The organism is Comamonas kerstersii (assembly GCF_008801935.1).
Lineage (GTDB): Bacteria > Pseudomonadota > Gammaproteobacteria > Burkholderiales > Burkholderiaceae_C > Comamonas > Comamonas kerstersii.
The window spans coordinates 61,081-78,027 of record NZ_VZOT01000009.1; the positions used below are offsets into that span (position 1 = coordinate 61,081).

Genomic DNA, 16,947 nt, shown 5'->3' on the forward strand with positions numbered 1-16,947 from the left:
GGAGGAATAGCTGATGTCTTCAACCATGTCTCTCGATATCAAGCGTCGCTCTGCGACGACTACCCCCTCCCCCAGCGCGCGCGGCGCGCACGCTGGCGAGGTGGCCAAGCTGATCGACGTCTCCAAGTGCATTGGCTGCAAGGCTTGCCAAACAGCTTGCATGGAGTGGAACGATCTGCGCGATGCCATCGGTGTGGTGGATGACGGCTATAACAACCCGACCGATCTGACCGATCAGTCGTGGACCGTCATGCGCTTTACCGAGTACGAAAATGAAGCCACAGGCAACCTGGAATGGCTGATCCGCAAGGACGGCTGTATGCACTGTGACGACCCCGGCTGCTTGAAGGCTTGCCCTTCGCCCGGAGCCATCGTTCAGTACAAGAACGGTATCGTTGACTTCCAGCAAGACCAGTGCGTGGGCTGCGGCTACTGCGTCACAGGCTGCCCATTCAACATTCCACGTATCTCCAAGAAGGACAACAAGGCGTACAAGTGCACCTTGTGTTCGGACCGCGTGGCTGTTGGCATGGAACCTGCCTGCGTCAAGACCTGCCCTACCGGTGCCATCATGTTTGGCACCAAGGAAGCCATGAAGGATCAGGCCGAGACTCGTATCGCCGACCTGAACCGCCGTGGCTATGCCAACGCTGGCCTGTACGACCCACAGGGTGTGGGCGGCACGCACGTGATGTACGTTCTGCATCACGCTGACAAGCCATCTCTCTACAAGGGCCTGCCTGACGATCCTTCGATCAGCCCCATGGTCTCTCTGTGGAAGGGCGTTGCTAAACCTTTGGCTGTTGCAGCCTTGGGCGTTGCTGCCGTTGGCAGCCTGTTCCATTACATCACCAAGGGCCCGAACGACGTGTCCAAGGAACTGGAAGATGAAATGGAACGCAAGGACGCCGAAGCTGAGAAGAAGGAGAAGAGCAAATGAAACGCAATCCCCGCGACCTCGTGCGCTATAACGCATCGGAACGCGCCAACCACTGGGTGGTAGGCATTTGCTTCATCTTGCTGGCTCTGTCTGGCTTGGCGTTCTTTCACCCCGCCTTCTTCCCGCTGACTCAGCTGTTTGGTGGCGGCCCATGGACTCGCATCCTGCACCCCTATATCGGTGTAGTGATGGCCGTGTTCTTCATCATCATGGCGTTCCGCTTCTGGCGCTTGAACGTGATTGAGCCTCGCGATATCGAGTGGCTCAAGAACGTGAACAAGATGATTGATGGTGATGACCATGACATGCCTGAACAAGGCAAGTACAACGGCGGTCAAAAGCTGTTGTTCTGGGGTCTGGTCATCGGCATGGCTCTGATCACCATCTCCGGCTTCCTGATGTGGCGCGCCTGGTGGAACCTGCCCGTGGACGTTGTCCGCTCGGCTTCCGTCATCCACGCCGTCGCAGCAGTCTGGATGATTGGCCTGATCATCATGCACGTCTATGCGGCTATTTGGACCAAGGGTACGATCCGCGCCATGCTGTATGGCACAGTGACACGTGCTTGGGCCAAGCAACACCACCGCGGCTGGTATCGCAAGATGACCGGCGACAACAAATAAGTCGCCGCAGAAGCTGCAATAGAAGTCACTTAGACGCTTGTTGATTACCGCCGGTATTGCCCAGCTGGGCGTACCGGCGGTTTCAATTCAGGGATTTATTTCATGCAAACACGCATTCTCCAACCCGGCGAAATTGAAGCACTGGACAAGACCTCCTTCCCCCGAGTGCTGCTACCACAAGTCTCCACACTGTTTGCGGAACGTGCTGCGCGTCTGCGTCAACTGGCTGACGGCAATCCCATTGCCGACTATCTGCAATTTGCAGCCAAGATTGTGGATGCACAGCATGCGGCTGCAGGCTCCGTAGAGCTGCAGCCCATGGACCGCAGCAATATCGAGCGCTCGCAGCAGTTCTCCATGCCCCTGCTGCCCGCCGCCGACCACATTGACCCCGCATGGCAGCAAGTACTGAATGCCATGCTGGACACTCTGTCTGGCAGCGAAGGCCTGCCAGAGCCCCTGCAGCCTTTGCTGCAGTCGCTGCGCGACCTGAGCCAGGACGAGCGTGACACCATTGCCAAGCGCCTGCTGCAAAAAGAAGTGGCCGCGCGCCACATTGGCATGGCTCCTTTCATCATGGCTGCCCTGCAAGTCACCTACGCCCAGCGTGCTGCAGCCCTGGATGTGGAAGATGTTCCCTACACCGACCCTGCCACCATCTGCCCAGTCTGCGCCAGCGAGCCTGTCTCCAGCGTACTGCGCATTGGCGGCAAGGCCAACGGTCACCGCTATCTGCACTGCGGCACCTGCTGCACAGAGTGGCAGCTGGTACGCGTGAAGTGCTCGCACTGTGAATCCACCAAGGGCATTCACTACCAGAGCGTTGAAGGCGGCAAGGAAGTGGTAACTGCTGAAACCTGTGACGAATGCGGCACCTACCGCAAGGTCGTCAACCAGGAAAAAGACCCCATGGCCGAACCTCTGGCCGATGATCTGGCCACACTGACGCTGGATTTGCTGATGAGCGAGAACACCCAGTTCAAGCGTGCCAGCGCCAACCCTCTGCTGTTTGTGGCTGTGGCCGAAGAACAGACAGACGCACAAAGCGCGGAACTGGTAGACCCTGCGGCAGAATAAAGGCTTCCGCATCCGCCGAAAGGCCGCGCAAGCGGCCTTTATTTTTGTTAGTACCGTTCACACCACCGTGCCAACCGCAGATCAAGGGTGGTGGGAGCGGGCCTTAGCCCCATTGCGAGTTCCACATTGAACACTGCCGCCCCCCGTCTGCCTTCGGTAGACAAACTGCTACAAACCCCCGTCTTGCAAGGCTTGCAGACTGAATTTGGCCGCTCCAGCGTGACCAATGCAGTTCGGCAAGTGCTGGATACCCTGCGTCTGCAGCTGCGTGATGGCTCGCTGCAGGCCGAGCAGGTGCAGGAAACTGTACTGACCACCGCCGTGCAGCAGCGCCTGACTGAGCGCTTTGCACCACGCCTCAAATCTGTGTTCAACCTCACGGGCACCGTGCTGCACACCAACCTGGGCCGCGCCCTGCTGCCGCAGGAAGCCGTAGATGCCGTGGTCGAAGCCCTGACCAACCCCGCCAATCTGGAATACGACCTGGAGACTGGCGGCCGTGGCGACCGTGATGATCTGGTCGAGCAGCTGATCTGCGAACTCACCGGCGCCGAAGCTGCCACCATCGTCAACAACAATGCCGCTGCTGTGCTGCTGACACTGTCTACCCTCGCACCCGGCAAGGAAGTGGTGGTCTCACGCGGTGAGCTGGTGGAAATTGGCGGTGCTTTCCGCATTCCAGACATCATGAAGCGTGCAGGCTGCCAGCTCGTGGAAGTGGGCACCACCAATCGTACGCACGCCAAGGACTATGCCGAGGCCGTCACCGAAAACACCGCCCTGCTCATGAAGGTGCACACCAGCAACTACGAGGTGGTGGGCTTTACCAAGAGCGTGTCAGATGCCGAAGTGACCGCCATGGCGCACGAGCGCGGCCTGAACATGATCGTAGATCTGGGCAGTGGCACCTTGGTCGATCTGCGCGACTGGGGCCTGCCGCATGAAGTCACCGTGCGCGAGACCGTGGAAGCAGGCGCTGATGTGGTGACCTTCTCTGGCGACAAGCTGCTGGGCGGCCCACAGGCCGGCATCATCGTCGGCCGCAAGGACTTGATCGCCAGGATCAAGAAAAACCCCATGAAGCGCGCCCTGCGCGTGGGCAAGCTCACACTGGCCGCGCTGGAGCCCACGCTGCGCCTGTACCTGCACCCCGAAAAACTGGCCGAGCGTCTGACCACGCTGCGCCTGTTCACCCGTCCCCAGGCCAATATGCAGGCGCAGGCCGAAAGCCTGGTGCCGCAGCTGCAAGCTGCGCTGGGTGCAGCCTGGGTGGTAGAAACTGCTGCCATGAACAGCCAGATTGGCAGCGGTGCCCTGCCCGTAGAAAACCTGCCCAGCTGGGGCCTCAAGCTCTACCCCGCCAGCGGCAAGCAGGCGGGCCGCCAGCTCACCCAGCTGGAAGCCCGCCTGCGCGCCCTGCCGCGCCCCGTCATTGGGCGACTGCATGACGATGCCCTGTGGCTGGACCTGCGCTGTCTGGAAGCGCACATGCAGCCCCAGTTTGAGCAGCAGCTCTCGCAGCTCTCAAAATAAATAGCTGCCAGCGCTTGATTTATAAGTGATTCAGATATAAATCATTCTGAAACCCTTGTTTTTTCAGCGCTAGCCGCTCTTTTTTTCATAAAAGCTACCGTGACAAGCCTGTACCGCAACCACGATGGACCGGCTTGTTTCCGCAGCGCTTGATACGCACCGCAGTCACGTGCACCGTGCATGACTGCGGTGCACAATCGGGAAGTAATTGCATGATCATTGGTACCGCCGGACATATCGACCACGGAAAGACCACCCTGGTTCGCGCGCTCACCGGGGTGGAGACCGACCGCCTCAAAGAAGAAAAAGCACGCGGCATCTCCATTGAACTGGGCTACGCCTATGTGCCGCTGCCCAATGGCGATGTCATGGGCATCATTGACGTGCCCGGCCACGAACGCTTTGTGCACACCATGGCCGCCGGTGCCGTAGGCATTGACCATGCCCTGCTGGTGGTGGCCGCGGACGACGGCGTCATGCCCCAGACGCTGGAGCACCTGGAAATCCTGCAACTGCTGGGCGTGAAAAAAGGCACGGTGGCCCTGACCAAGGTAGACCGCGTGCTGCCCGAGCGCATTGCCGATGTGCGTGCAGAAATTGAAGCCATTCTGTCGGTCACTGCTCTTGCCGGCAGTCCCATTTTTGCAACGGCGGCCAGCCAGCCCGAAGACCCCGGCGTTGCGCATCTGCGCGCCCACCTAGAAGTGCAGGCGCAGATGATGCACGCCCGCCCGCAGGATGGCCTGTTTCGTCTGGCCGTAGACCGCGTCTTTACCCTGCCCGGTCAGGGTACGGTGGTCACAGGCACGGTGTTCAACGGCAAAGTCGCTGTGGGAGACGTGCTGCACCACTCCAGCAGCGGCAAAGAAGTGCGCGTTCGCAGCATTCACGCCCAGAACCAGGCCGCAGAGGCGGGCGTTGCAGGTCAGCGCTGCGCACTCAACCTTGCAGGCATTGCCAAGGAAGACATCATCCGCGGCGACTGGATTGCCGACGCCCGCGTGCTGCAGGCCACCGACCGCATCGACATCCGCATGCACCTGCTGGCCGAAGCCCCCCGCATGCAGCAGTGGACCACGGTGCACGTACACATCGGCACCCAACGCTGCACGGCCCACATTGCCCTGCTGCAGGACGAGCCCATAGAACCCGGCACAGAAGCCGTCGTCCAGCTGGTGCTGGATGAGCCCGTCTTCGCCATCCCCGGGGACCGCCTGATTCTGCGTAACGCCCAGGCCACCCGCACCATTGCCGGCGGCATGGTGCTGGACCCTTACGCCCCCGCACGCAAGCGCCGCAGCGCAGAACGCTTTGCCTACCTGCAGGCGCTGGAGCAGCTGATTGCCACCGGCAGCCCCGAAGCGCTGATTGCCCACTCCAGCTACGGCGTCAGCCTCTCGCAGCTGCGCCGCCTCAGCGGCCATGCGCTCGATGCCCTGCAGCTGCCTGGCGTGCAGCGCATCGGCCAGACCGACGAAGATGCCATCCTGATCGACGCCGCACGCTGGAAGCAGCTGCAGCAGCAGGTGATAGACACCATCACCCATTTCCACGAGAAATACCCGGACGAGCCCGGCATCAACGCCGCACGCCTGCGCCGCATGGCCTGGCCCGGCCTGATCCACGCACAGCACGACAAACTCTGGCGCGCACTGATTGATCAACTGCTGGCTGAAAAGCACCTGTCCAGCAGCGGTGCCTGGCTGCACCTGCCCGGCCACAGCGTGCAGCTGACTGCCAATGAGCAGACGCTGGCCGAGCAATTGCTGCCCAAGCTGCAGGAAGGCCGCTTTGACCCACCCTGGGTACGCGACCTGGCCAATGACACCTGCACCAGCGAAGAACTGGTGCGCCAGCTGCTGCGCAAGCTCGCACGCCAGGGCCAACTGTTCCAGGTGGTCAAGGACTTGTTCTACACCGCCGCCAACATGGACGAGCTGGCACGCATCATCAAGACGCTGGCCGATGCCACGCCCAACGGCGAAGTCATGGCCCGCGAATTCCGCGACGCCACCGGCCTGGGCCGCAAGCGCGCCATCCAGATCATCGAATGCTTTGACCGCCTCGGCTACACCCGCCGCGTGCGGGACGCACACATTCTGCGCCCCGATGCCCAATGGCATAGTCACAAGGCCTGAGCATAAAATTGCCCGTGTTCGCGCATGTATCTTGCGCAACGCGCTACAATTTGCGCTTCTTCTTTGGAAGGCAATCGTGCCCGGTGGTGCGGCCAGGCTTCAAACTTGGTGGAGGGTGTTAGCCACTCTCGGGTTGGTTCGACTCCAGCTGCTTTCCGCCAAATTCAAAAGCCTTGGCTCCGTGTGGAGCCGAGGCTTTTTTCATTGTTAACTCATGACTAAAAACTGAGTTGCAGACCGAATTGACCACGCGTTTCTTTGAAGTTACTTGAACCTCTTTGATAAGAAATATTGCCCCATGCACTCAGACTTTCAGTACTGGAAGGCATTACGACCCAGCAGTCACTGGATCGCATCGCCGAACTGGTCGCACAGTGGCGACAGACACACCAGACCGGTTCAGCACACTAAGCAATCGTGACAGGTAACGCTTTGATGACCATAGCTGCTGACCGCGCCCTGGTATGGATACGCAGAGACCTGCGCTGCAACGATCACGCGGCGCTCTACTACGCACTGCGCCGTTTCAAGCAGGTGTACTGCGCTTTTGTGTTTGATACCGACATCCTGCATGCGCTACCCAGCAAACAGGACCGACGCGTGGAATTCATCCATGCCAGCGTCGTGCAGCTGCATGAGCAACTCCGAGCGCTCGGTGAGCAAAGCGGCGTGCAGGGAGCCGGCCTGATCGTGCGCCATGGGCCAGCCTCCCAGTGCATTGTCCAGCTCGCCAGCGAACTGGGCGTACAGGAAGTTCTGACCAACCGCGACTACGAGCCTCAGGCCATGGCGCGCGACCAGCAGGTGCAGCAGGCACTGCAACAACTGGGCATTGCCTTTAGTGATTACAAAGACCAGGTGCTGCTGGACAGGAACGAAGTCCTTACACAGCAAGACAAGCCCTATAGCGTTTTCACCCCGTACAAGCGCGCCTGGCTTCAAAAACTCGATGCATTCCAGCTCACACCCTACCCCGTAGAGCGCCACGCCCACCATCTGGCAACATTGCCAGCACAAAATCTGCTGCCGACACTGGAAGAACTTGGCTTTGTCCGCACCAACTTGCACACACTGCTCCTGCCTATTGGCATGCAAGGCGCCCAGCAATTACTACGGGACTTTCTGAGCCGCATGCACCTCTACCATGAAGCCAGAGACTATCCAGGCCGCAAAGGGGTGTCATACCTGTCCGTACATTTGCGCTTTGGCACGATTTCCATCCGCCAAATCGCTCAACTGGCCCATGAACGTGCAGCACAAGGTGACGAAGGCGCACAGACCTGGCTGTCTGAACTGGCCTGGCGTGACTTTTATTTCATGATTCTGTGGCATCACCCCCATGTGGTGACGCAATCTTTCCGCCCTGAATATGACGGCGTGCAGTGGGATGAAGCCCCTGCACTGTGGCAAGCCTGGTGCGAAGGCCGCACCGGCTACCCGCTGGTGGACGCCGCCATGCGCCAGCTGCTGCAGACCGGCTACATGCACAACCGCCTGCGCATGGTCGTTGCCAGCTTTTTGACCAAAGACCTGGGCATTGACTGGCGCCGTGGTGAGCAGTTTTTTGCACAGCATCTGAACGACTACGACCTCGCTGCCAACAACGGGGGCTGGCAATGGGCGGCCTCCACAGGCTGCGATGCCCAGCCCTGGTTTCGCATCTTCAACCCCATTACCCAGTCACAGCGGTTTGACCCAGACGGTCGTTTTATCCGGCGCTATGTGCCAGAGCTGGCCAGATTGCCAGACAAACACATCCACTTCCCGGCCAGCATGCAGCCACAGCAATTGCAAGCCTGCGGCGTGCAGTTAGGCAAGGACTACCCACAGCCCATCGTAGACCACGCTTCGGCGCGCCAGAGAACACTGATGCGCTTTCATTTTCTCAGCCAATCAGACAGCTGATGCAGCCATCACACCTTGGCCATGGAGAGAAGCACTTCTCCTGCAGCGCTGCATGAACGAGCTTTGTAGGATGACGCTTCCGCACACCACCACCCTCACACCATGGATGCATTACTGACTCACGGAACGGCATGGATCGTCAGCCTGAGCCTTGCGCTACTGCTTACCGGCTTGGTAGCAGGCACGCTGGCAGGCCTGCTTGGTATTGGCGGTGGGATTGTGATTGTTCCCATGCTGTATTTCCTGTTTCACCTGCTGCAGGTAGACCCAGCCGTGCTGATGCATGTGGTGATTGGCACATCCCTGGCTACCATCATCCCTACCTCCGTGATGAGCAGCCGGGCACACAACAAGCGCGGCAATCTCGATAAAGCACTGGCCATGCAGCTGCTGCCTGGTGTCTTGCTGGGTGTCTTGCTCGGTGCGCTGACCAGCCGCTATCTGGCAGGTACATGGCTGACTGTCATTTTTGCCAGCATGGCCTTGTTGATCGCCATCAAGATGGGCATCAACTTTCAGGCCGCACCGCTTGGCCAGCATATGCCTGCACGCATAGGCAGCACTGCATTTGGCACCTTGATTGGTGGTGTTTCCACCCTGATTGGCGTCGGTGGCGGCACTTTGAGCGTACCTATTCTGTCCAGCTTCGGTGTTCCCATGCGCACTGCCGTGGGCTCCAGCGCCTTGATTGGCTGCTTTATCAGTATTCCGGGCACGCTGGCTTTCATCATCAATGGCTGGCACCAGAGCCAGCTGCCGCCCTGGAGTCTGGGCTATGTCAATGTGCTGTGCTTTGCACTCATTGTGCCAACCAGCATGCTCAGCACCTCCTGGGGTGCTGCCCTTGCAAGCCGCATCAACAACCAGCACCTGCAAAAGGTATTTGCCTTGTTCTTGCTGATCACGGCTGCGCATATGTTCTACGGATTGCTGCAACAGCACACCTGAGCGCTACCACCTCAAGCCCCTGCTGCTCAAGCACCAGCAGCACCACATTACGCCGACCGCCTCAGTGAATCACACCGGGTTTGGTTGAGGCTAGTTTGTTGAAGTGCAGGCGTCAGCCTGCACGGTCTTGGCAACTTGCCGCCAGTAGTTTGCCTCAGCTTCCGCTGGCGGTATATGTCCTATGGATTCCAGCAATCTGCCGTGGTTGAACCAGTGCACCCACTGCAGCGTTGCCAGCTCCAGGGATTGCTGAACCCTGCGCCTGTAGCCCGATGGGGCAATTTGCAGCAGCCTACAAATTGGCTCGACCCCATAGGCATCACGGTACCTATCTACGAAGTCAATCAGCTCTTGATGCGACGGTCCAGCTCCGCCTGCGCAAAAAAAGCGCTCGCAGCCTTGAGGATGTCATTGGCCCGGCGCAGCTCCTTGTTCTCTCGCTCAAGTTGTTTGAGCCGCTCACGCTCATCCGTGGTCAACCCTGGCCGTTGGCCTGCATCTATTTCTTTGCGCTGCACCCATCCATGCAAGGTGCTGACAGAGCAGCCAATCTTGGGGGCTATTGATTCACATGCGCCCCACAGTGATGCGTAATCCGCTTGGCATTCCTGCACCAAACGTACGGCACGTTCACGTACCTCGGGGCTAAAACGAGCAGCTTTAGTGTTCATGACTCAATCCTCTCAGGAGTTGAGCCTCCACGGAAGCCGGTGCGATTCACCACGATGACCGAGGTGCCACTGATGCCTGCCTGTGTGCGCGGCGTGATCAATCTGCGCGGCGCTGTCGTACCCGTCATGGACTTGCAGGCACGCTTTGGCCAGACACCCAGCCCGGTCACCAAGCGCACCTGTATCGTCATTGTAGAAGTACTGGGCCCCGAAGGGCAGCAGGTCATGGGCGTAGTGGTCGATGCCGTCAATGAAGTGCTGGATATTGATGCCAGCGACATTGAGCCGCCACCAGCCTTTGGAACCCGCATTCGTACGGACTTCATCTCCGGCATGGGTAAGGTACGCGGCAAATTTGTGATCTTGCTCAATGTGAATCGCGTGCTGGACCTGGACGATCTGCAGGCCATGTCCGAAGCGCTGTCCGTAGCCAGCGACATGGCGTAATCGCTGCGCCCTGAGAGCCCTAGGGTTCTCAAGGTAGCCATCCAGATAGCAGTCCTCCAAGATGGGGCCAGGAGGACTGCTATGACCTGGATGAATTACGTCACTCAGATTCAATTTGACTTTGGCGCTGTGCGCCTGCTTCCCCAGGAATGCCAGCGGCTTGGCATTCACCGGCCACTGATCGTGACAGACGCTGGCGTCAAGGCGGCAGGCGTGCTGCAAAAGGCGCTGGACACACTCACGGACCTGCCTGTTACCGTGTTTGATGCCACCCCATCCAACCCCACAGAAACTGCCGTGCGCACGGCTGCCCAGCTGTACCAGCAGCATCAGTGTGATGGACTGATTGCCGTGGGCGGCGGCAGTGCTATCGACTGCGCCAAGGGCGTTGCGATTGCCGTGACCCACCCAGGCCCACTCAAGCACTACGCAACCATTGAAGGTGGCTCTCCACGCATCACCGAAGCGGTAGCCCCCATCATCGCCGTCCCGACCACCAGCGGCACAGGCAGCGAAGTGGCGCGCGGCGCCATCATCATCGTGGATGACCAGCGCAAGCTCGGATTTCACTCCTGGCATCTGGTGCCCAAGGTCGCCATCTGCGATCCTGAACTCACCTATGGCCTGCCCCCGCTGCTGACCGCAGCAACGGGCATGGACGCCATCGCGCACTGCATGGAAACCTTTATGTCCGCCGCCTTCAACCCTCCAGCTGACGGCATTGCCCTGGATGGCCTGACACGTGGCTGGGCACATATTGAACGCGCCACACGCAATGGCAAAGACGCTGAAGCCCGCAGACAACTCATGAGTGCCAGCATGCAAGGTGCGCTGGCTTTTCAGAAAGGGCTGGGCTGTGTACACAGTCTGAGCCATAGTCTGGGTGGGCACGCCCCACACTTGCACCACGGCACGCTGAATGCCATTTTTCTGCCTGCTGTCGTGCGTTTTAATGCCGATGCCGAACCCGTGCAGCGTGAGCAGCGTCTCGAAAAAATGGCCCACGCCATGGGACTGCGCAGCGCCAGTGACATACCAGATGCCATTCGCGACATGAATGCACGACTGGGCCTGCCCCAAGGCCTGTCAACGCTGGGCGTACAGCCCGAAAGTTTCCAGGCGGTGATTGATGGCGCACTCAAAGACCACTGCCATGGCACCAATCCACGACTGGCAACGGCCGAAGACTACGAATCCATGCTGCTGCAGTCCATGTGAACACACCCTAACCCAAAGGCATTTCCGCACGCTTGAGGGTGCGCAGCACAAACATGGACTGGCTGTGCTGAATGCCTTTGATCTTGTAGAGCTTCTCACGCAGCAGGCGTTCGTAGTCGCGCGTGTCCTTGACCATGACGCGCAGCAGATAGTCGTAGGTGCCAGAGACCAGGTGTGCCTCCACCACCTCGGGAATGGTCGCCAGCTGCTCGCCAAACTTTTCCAGCGTGTTGTCGCTGTGGCTGTTGAGCGTGACCATGAGCAGCACCGTGTCGTTCAAGCCCAGCGCCTGGGGATTGAGGCGCACGGTATAGCCTTCGATCACGCCTTCGTCTTCCATGCGCTTGATGCGTGTCCAGCACGGCGATGGGCTCAACCCCACTTCCTGGCCAATCTCCTGCAAGCTGGCACGTGCATTACGCTGCAAAGCAGCGAGAATTTTTCGATCTGTTTTATCCATGCAGCAAATTTTGCTGCATATCCATATTTCAAAAAATATTTTTCTAAAAAACTTCAAGTTTCATAGCGCAGCAGCAGCATTTTTTGCGGCGCAACATGCACACTTACAGCCATGGAAGCAGCGCCTACCGGAGTTGTTGAAAGCCATTTCATCGCCACGGCCGATTACCGTCAGCCCGCAGCCATGTGACCCCAGCCATCGCAAGCTTTATGCAAAAAGGCCGATCTGCCATACCCCCTGCAGATCGGCCTTTTTGTTTGCAACCGGCTACAACGTGCTTGATGCTTCGTTGCCAAGTCTTGGCTCAAACGCCCATCTTCGATGGGCTGTCCGCTGTACACGGTTGTGCTATGAATTGCTGTTGGAAACGACAGCAACCGTCTCCTGCCCGCCCAGCGTCTTCCAGAGCGTGACACGGTTGATCTGCTCTGCCAGCCGCAGCGCAATCAAGTTTTGCTGGGCCGCATACAGGCTGCGCTGGGCGTCAAGCACGGTCAGGTAGTCATCCACACCTGCCTGAAAGCGTGCTTCCGACAGCTCAAACGCTTTTTGTGTGGCTTGCACCATGCCGTACTGGGCCCCCAGGCGGGCGCCCCACTGTGCGCGGTCAGCCAGTGCATCGGCCACTTCCTTGAAAGCGGTTTGCACGGCTTTTTCGTACTGCGCCAGCGCAATGCGCTCATTGGCCTTGGCAACTTCTACCCCTGCGCGCAGGCGACCACCATCAAAGATAGGCAGCTTGATCTGCGGCATAAAGCTCCAGGTGCCAGTGCCACTGCCAAAGAGTTGATCCAGTTCACGACTGCCAGAGCCCACACTGCCTGTCAGAGAGATGCTGGGGAACAGCGCTGCCCGCGCCGCGCCGATATTGGCATTCATGGCACGCAGGTTGTGCTCTGCAGCTTGTACATCCGGGCGCTGCAGCAGCACGCTGGATGACAGATTTTCCGGCACAGGCAGCAGGCCCAGATTGCTGGACGTATCCACCATCAGCGTCTGAGTTTCAGGCAGCAGCTCGGCAGGCACACTGCCGCCGACCAGCAACTCCAGCGCATTGCGGCTGCGCTGCACCTGAGAGGTATAGGCCGCCACATCGCCGCGTGCAGTCTCGACAGTCGACAAATTTTGCGCCAGCACCAGCCCGGAAGTGGCGCCCAGCTCATACATCCGCCTGGTCAGTTCATAGGCTTTTTCACGGCTCTCCAGTGTGCTTTTGGCCAGCGCCAGACGTGCCAGATCAGCCGCCAGATTCAGCCAGGCATTACTCACCTCGGCAATCAGCCCAATCTGTACATTGCGCTGGTTGGCCTCAGACTGCAAAAAGGCCTGCAGACCTGCTTCACTCAGGTTGCGAATACGGCCCCAGAAATCAATCTCATAGCTGGCAAAGCCCAGCTGTGCGGTGAACTGCTCGCTCACCGTGGATTGACCGTTGCTCAAGTCCGCACTGTTGCGGCTGCGCGTACCTTGCGCCTGTGCGGTAACGCTGGGCAGCAGATCCGCACGCGTAATGCCGTACTGGGCACGCGCCTTCTCCATATTGGCCACGGCCACGCGCAGGTCGCGGTTATGACTCAATGCCAGCGCCACCACCTGTCGCAGCTGTGGGTTAGCCACCCAGTTCAGCGCCTTGACGGTGTCAAGCGCACTTTCGCTGGCCTCTATGCTGCGAGCGGCACCGGCAACGATGCTGTCTGGCACAGCCAGTGCAGGCTGCTCATACTTGGGTGCAAGGTTACAGGCAGACAGCCATACAGCTGCCAAGGCAGCGGCCACCACGGGCCGCAGTGTCATTGTCTTCATCATGCGGCTTTTTCCTGTGTGTTGGCGGGAGTGTCATCGTTGCGCGAACGGCTCTTGAACCAGCTGCGAATCAGCAGGAAGAACACGGGCACCATGAACAGGCCCAGCACGGTAGAAGCCACCGTACCACCCAGCACTGCGGTGCCGATGGAATTGCGGCCACCCGCTCCAGCACCCGTACCCAGTGCCAGCGGAATCACACCGAAGCCAAAAGCCAGCGAAGTCATCAGGATAGGACGCAGACGCATGCGCACGGCTTCCACCGTCGCATCAAACAGGTTTTTGCCTTGCTCCTGCAGCTGCACGGCAAACTCCACGATCAGGATGGCGTTCTTGGACGCCAGGCCCACCGTGGTCAGCAAGCCCACCTGGAAGTACACATCGTTGGTCAAGCCACGCGTGTAGGTCGCCAGCAGCGCCCCGACGACACCCAGCGGCACGGCCAGCATGACGGACAGCGGCACGGTCCAGCTTTCGTACAGTGCGGCAAGGCACAGGAACACAAACAGAATCGAGATGGCATACAGCAGCGGAGCCTGTGCACCCGACTGACGTTCCTGCAGCGAAGCACCCGTCCACTCATAGCCAATGCCAGGAGGCATGTCCTTAAGAATGTCTTCCACGATCTGCATAGCCACACCTGAGCTCACCCCCGGCGCTGCATTGCCCACGATTTCAAAGGCTGGAGAGCCGTTGTAGCGCAGCAGCTGCGGAGAGCCATAGGCCCAGTACGTGGTCGAGAAAGCGCTGAAAGGCACCATCTCGCCGTTCTTGTTGCGCACCGTCCATTTCGCAATATCTTGCGGCAGCATGCGGTGTGGCGCATCACCCTGAATGTAGACCCGCTTGACGCGGCCGTTGTTCAGGAAGTCGTTCACATAGGTACCACCCATGGCGCTGGAGAGCACGCTGTTGATGTCGCTGTATGACAGGTTCAGCGCTGCGGCCTTACGGTCATCAATATCCAGGCGCAGCTCTGTGGCGTCGTCCAGATTGGTGGTGCGCACACTGGCCAGCTCCGGATGCTTGCGCGCTTCGGCGAGGAACTGGTCTTTGGCTGCCAGCAAAGCATCATGACCCAGGCCATTCAAGTCCTTGAGCATGAAGTTAAAACCAGCGTTGGAGCCCAGACCGCGCACGGCAGGCGGCAGCATCACAAAAATGCGTGCGTCACGAATCTGGGCAGACAGCTCCTGTGTGGCACGGTGTGCAAAAGCACCTGCGCCCTGCGACTCCAGGGGACGCTGATCCCAGGGCTTCAGGCGTACAAAGCCGCGTGCCGAGCTCTGGTCACCGCTCAGACCAGAAACCTGGTTAAAGCTCACCACATCAGGCTGCGCAGCAAAGTATTCACGCACCTGATCCAGCACTTCCTGCAAACGGGCATCGGCTGCGCCAGCAGGCAGATTCACGTTCACATACACAAAGCCCTGGTCTTCATCGGGCAGGAAGGACGTGGGCAATCGACTCATCAACAGCCACACGGCCGCCAGAATCACCAGAAAAATCAGCATCATGCGCTTGGCACGGCGCAGCGACCAGGCCACAGCGTTCTGGTAGCGCACGGCGGTCGCATCAAAGTGGTGGTTGAACCAGCGGAAGAACCTGTCATTGATGCCCAGCAGACCACGGCGCACCATCTTCTCACCACCATGATTGGAAGGCGCCTTGAGAATGGTGGCGCACAGTGCAGGCGTGAGCGTCAGCGCTACAAACACTGAGAAAGCCATGGCAGCCACGATGGTGATGGAGAACTGACGGTAAATCACACCGGTGGAGCCGCCGAAAAAGGCCATGGGCACGAATACGGCAGACAGTGTCACACCGATACCAATCAGCACTGAGGTGATCTCCCGCATGGACTGGCGTGTTGCTTCCTTGGGTGACAAGCCGGTTTCGTGCATCACCCGCTCAACGTTTTCCACAACCACAATGGCGTCATCCACCAGCAGGCCAATGGCCAGCACCATGGCAAACATGGTCAGCGTGTTGATGGAATAGCCCGCAGCAGCCAGCACGCCGAAGGTGCCCAGCAGCACCACAGGCACGGCAATCGCAGGAATCAGCGTGGCACGGAAGTTCTGCAGGAAGATGAACATCACGATCACCACCAGCACCATGGCTTCCACCAGCGCCTTGACCACCTCCTGAATCGATGCACGCACAAAGGGCGTGGAGTCCGAACTCACAAAGTAATCAATCTCATTGGGGAAGAACGGCTTGAGCTCGGCCAGTTTGGCAGATACCGCATCGGCCACATCCATGGCGTTAGCACCGTCAGCCAGCACAATACCCAGGCCTGCACCTGCCATGCCATTGAGCTTGGCTTTGACGGTCAGGTTGTCCGGGCCCAGCTCCACACGCGCCACGTCCTTGATGGTCACCACCGAGCCATCGGGTGAAGCCTTGAGCACCACATCTTCAAACTGCTCCACCGTCTGCAGCTTGGTACGTGCGGTAATGGTGGCATTGAGCTGTTGCCCCTCGACAGCAGGCAGTGCACCCAGCTGGCCGGCAGAAACCTGTGCATTCTGGGCATTGAGCGCCGAGATCAGGTCCGCAGGCATCAGCCCGTACTTTTGCATCAGTGCCGGATCCATCCAGATACGCATGGCGTAACTGGTGCCAAACACATTCACATCACCCACGCCATCAATGCGGCCAATGATGTCCACGATATTGGAGTTCAGATAGTCACCAATATCCACCTGCGTCATCGCAGGGTCAGTGGAATAGAAGCTGTAGGTGACCAGAAAGTCCTGGCCGCCCTTGTTGACGAATACACCACGGCTCTTGACCGCATCTGGCAGCCGGTTCATGGCCGCCTGCAGCTTGTTCTGCACCTGCACCTGGGCCACGTCAATGTCCGTGCCTGGCGCAAAGGTCAGTGTGGTACGCGAGCGGCCAGAAGCATCCGACGTAGAGCTCATATAGAGCATGTTGTCGATGCCCTTGAGTTGCTGCTCAATGATCTGGGTGACGGAGTTCTCCACCGTCTCAGCCGAGGCCCCCGTGTACTGCGCCGTGATGGTCACGCGTGGCGGGGCAATATCCGGGTATTGCTCCAGCGGCAAGGTAAAGATGGAAAGCGTCCCCGCCAGCATGATGACGATGGCGATCACCCAGGCAAAAATGGGGCGATTGATAAAAAACTGTGCCATAAACTGCAGCCCTTTGTGTCGTG

The 16,947-nt window shown here is 59.1% G+C and carries 12 protein-coding genes, 1 tRNA gene, 1 pseudogene and 1 other annotated feature; of the genes and pseudogenes, 10 read left to right on the top strand and 4 right to left on the bottom strand.

What is annotated here, in order from left to right; all coding sequences use genetic code 11:
- The first annotated feature begins 13 nt into the window (after nucleotides 1-13).
- The 8 genes from fdxH to F7P80_RS12455 all read left to right on the top strand — a co-directional run bounded on the left by fdxH (nucleotide 14) and on the right by F7P80_RS12455 (nucleotide 9,164).
- Entirely contained in the window at nucleotides 14-940 is a 927-nt protein-coding gene (fdxH, locus tag F7P80_RS12420; protein WP_054066329.1) for a formate dehydrogenase subunit beta, read from the top strand.
- Complete coding sequence (locus tag F7P80_RS12425; protein ID WP_151045100.1) at nucleotides 937-1,563, top strand: formate dehydrogenase subunit gamma; 627 nt, start codon at nucleotides 937-939, stop codon at nucleotides 1,561-1,563. Before fdxH ends, F7P80_RS12425 begins: the two co-directional genes overlap by 4 nt.
- A gap of 102 nt (nucleotides 1,564-1,665) precedes the next feature.
- Entirely contained in the window at nucleotides 1,666-2,640 is a 975-nt protein-coding gene (fdhE, locus tag F7P80_RS12430; protein WP_151045103.1) for a formate dehydrogenase accessory protein FdhE, read from the top strand.
- A gap of 126 nt (nucleotides 2,641-2,766) precedes the next feature.
- Nucleotides 2,767-4,173, top strand: a complete 1,407-nt coding sequence (gene selA, locus F7P80_RS12435; protein WP_151045105.1) for an L-seryl-tRNA(Sec) selenium transferase — start codon at nucleotides 2,767-2,769, stop codon at nucleotides 4,171-4,173.
- 212 nt (nucleotides 4,174-4,385) lie between these two features.
- Nucleotides 4,386-6,311, top strand: coding sequence for a selenocysteine-specific translation elongation factor (gene selB / locus F7P80_RS12440; RefSeq protein ID WP_151045108.1), 1,926 nt, complete (start codon nucleotides 4,386-4,388; stop codon nucleotides 6,309-6,311).
- 65 nt (nucleotides 6,312-6,376) lie between these two features.
- A tRNA-Sec gene (locus F7P80_RS12445) sits at nucleotides 6,377-6,472 on the top strand.
- Nucleotides 6,473-6,746: 274 nt separating this feature from the next.
- Nucleotides 6,747-8,216, top strand: a complete 1,470-nt coding sequence (locus F7P80_RS12450; RefSeq protein WP_054066325.1) for a cryptochrome/photolyase family protein — start codon at nucleotides 6,747-6,749, stop codon at nucleotides 8,214-8,216.
- 102 nt (nucleotides 8,217-8,318) lie between these two features.
- Nucleotides 8,319-9,164, top strand: coding sequence for a sulfite exporter TauE/SafE family protein (locus F7P80_RS12455; RefSeq protein ID WP_151045110.1), 846 nt, complete (start codon nucleotides 8,319-8,321; stop codon nucleotides 9,162-9,164).
- Between the two features lie 258 nt (nucleotides 9,165-9,422).
- Here the strand turns inward: F7P80_RS12455 and F7P80_RS12460 are convergent.
- Nucleotides 9,423-9,835 (bottom strand): annotated as a pseudogene (locus tag F7P80_RS12460) (transposase); the annotation flags it as partial.
- Nucleotides 9,438-9,554 (bottom strand) — a sequence feature (AL1L pseudoknot). It overlaps the preceding pseudogene by 117 nt.
- A 39-nt stretch (nucleotides 9,836-9,874) precedes the next feature.
- Here F7P80_RS12460 and F7P80_RS12465 point away from each other — a divergent pair.
- Both F7P80_RS12465 and F7P80_RS12470 read left to right on the top strand, forming a co-directional pair.
- On the top strand, nucleotides 9,875-10,282 hold the full coding sequence (locus F7P80_RS12465; RefSeq protein WP_428840871.1) for a chemotaxis protein CheW: 408 nt from the start codon (nucleotides 9,875-9,877) through the stop codon (nucleotides 10,280-10,282).
- A gap of 81 nt (nucleotides 10,283-10,363) precedes the next feature.
- A complete protein-coding gene (locus F7P80_RS12470; RefSeq protein ID WP_054066321.1) occupies nucleotides 10,364-11,500 on the top strand; it encodes an iron-containing alcohol dehydrogenase in 1,137 nt (378 codons plus the stop codon).
- Nucleotides 11,501-11,507: 7 nt separating this feature from the next.
- On the opposite strand, the gene F7P80_RS12475 is transcribed toward F7P80_RS12470, so the two are convergent.
- From F7P80_RS12475 to F7P80_RS12485, 3 genes are all read right to left on the bottom strand, one after another.
- The gene (locus F7P80_RS12475; protein WP_054066320.1) at nucleotides 11,508-11,960 is read right to left on the bottom strand and encodes an Lrp/AsnC family transcriptional regulator; all 453 of its coding nucleotides are present in this window, start codon (nucleotides 11,958-11,960) and stop codon (nucleotides 11,508-11,510) included.
- A 348-nt stretch (nucleotides 11,961-12,308) separates the two neighbouring features.
- Nucleotides 12,309-13,766, bottom strand: a complete 1,458-nt coding sequence (locus tag F7P80_RS12480; protein WP_170265379.1) for an efflux transporter outer membrane subunit — start codon at nucleotides 13,764-13,766, stop codon at nucleotides 12,309-12,311.
- On the bottom strand, nucleotides 13,763-16,924 hold the full coding sequence (locus F7P80_RS12485; RefSeq protein ID WP_151045114.1) for an efflux RND transporter permease subunit: 3,162 nt from the start codon (nucleotides 16,922-16,924) through the stop codon (nucleotides 13,763-13,765). Before F7P80_RS12485 ends, F7P80_RS12480 begins: the two co-directional genes overlap by 4 nt.
- Between the last annotated feature and the right edge of the window lie 23 nt (nucleotides 16,925-16,947).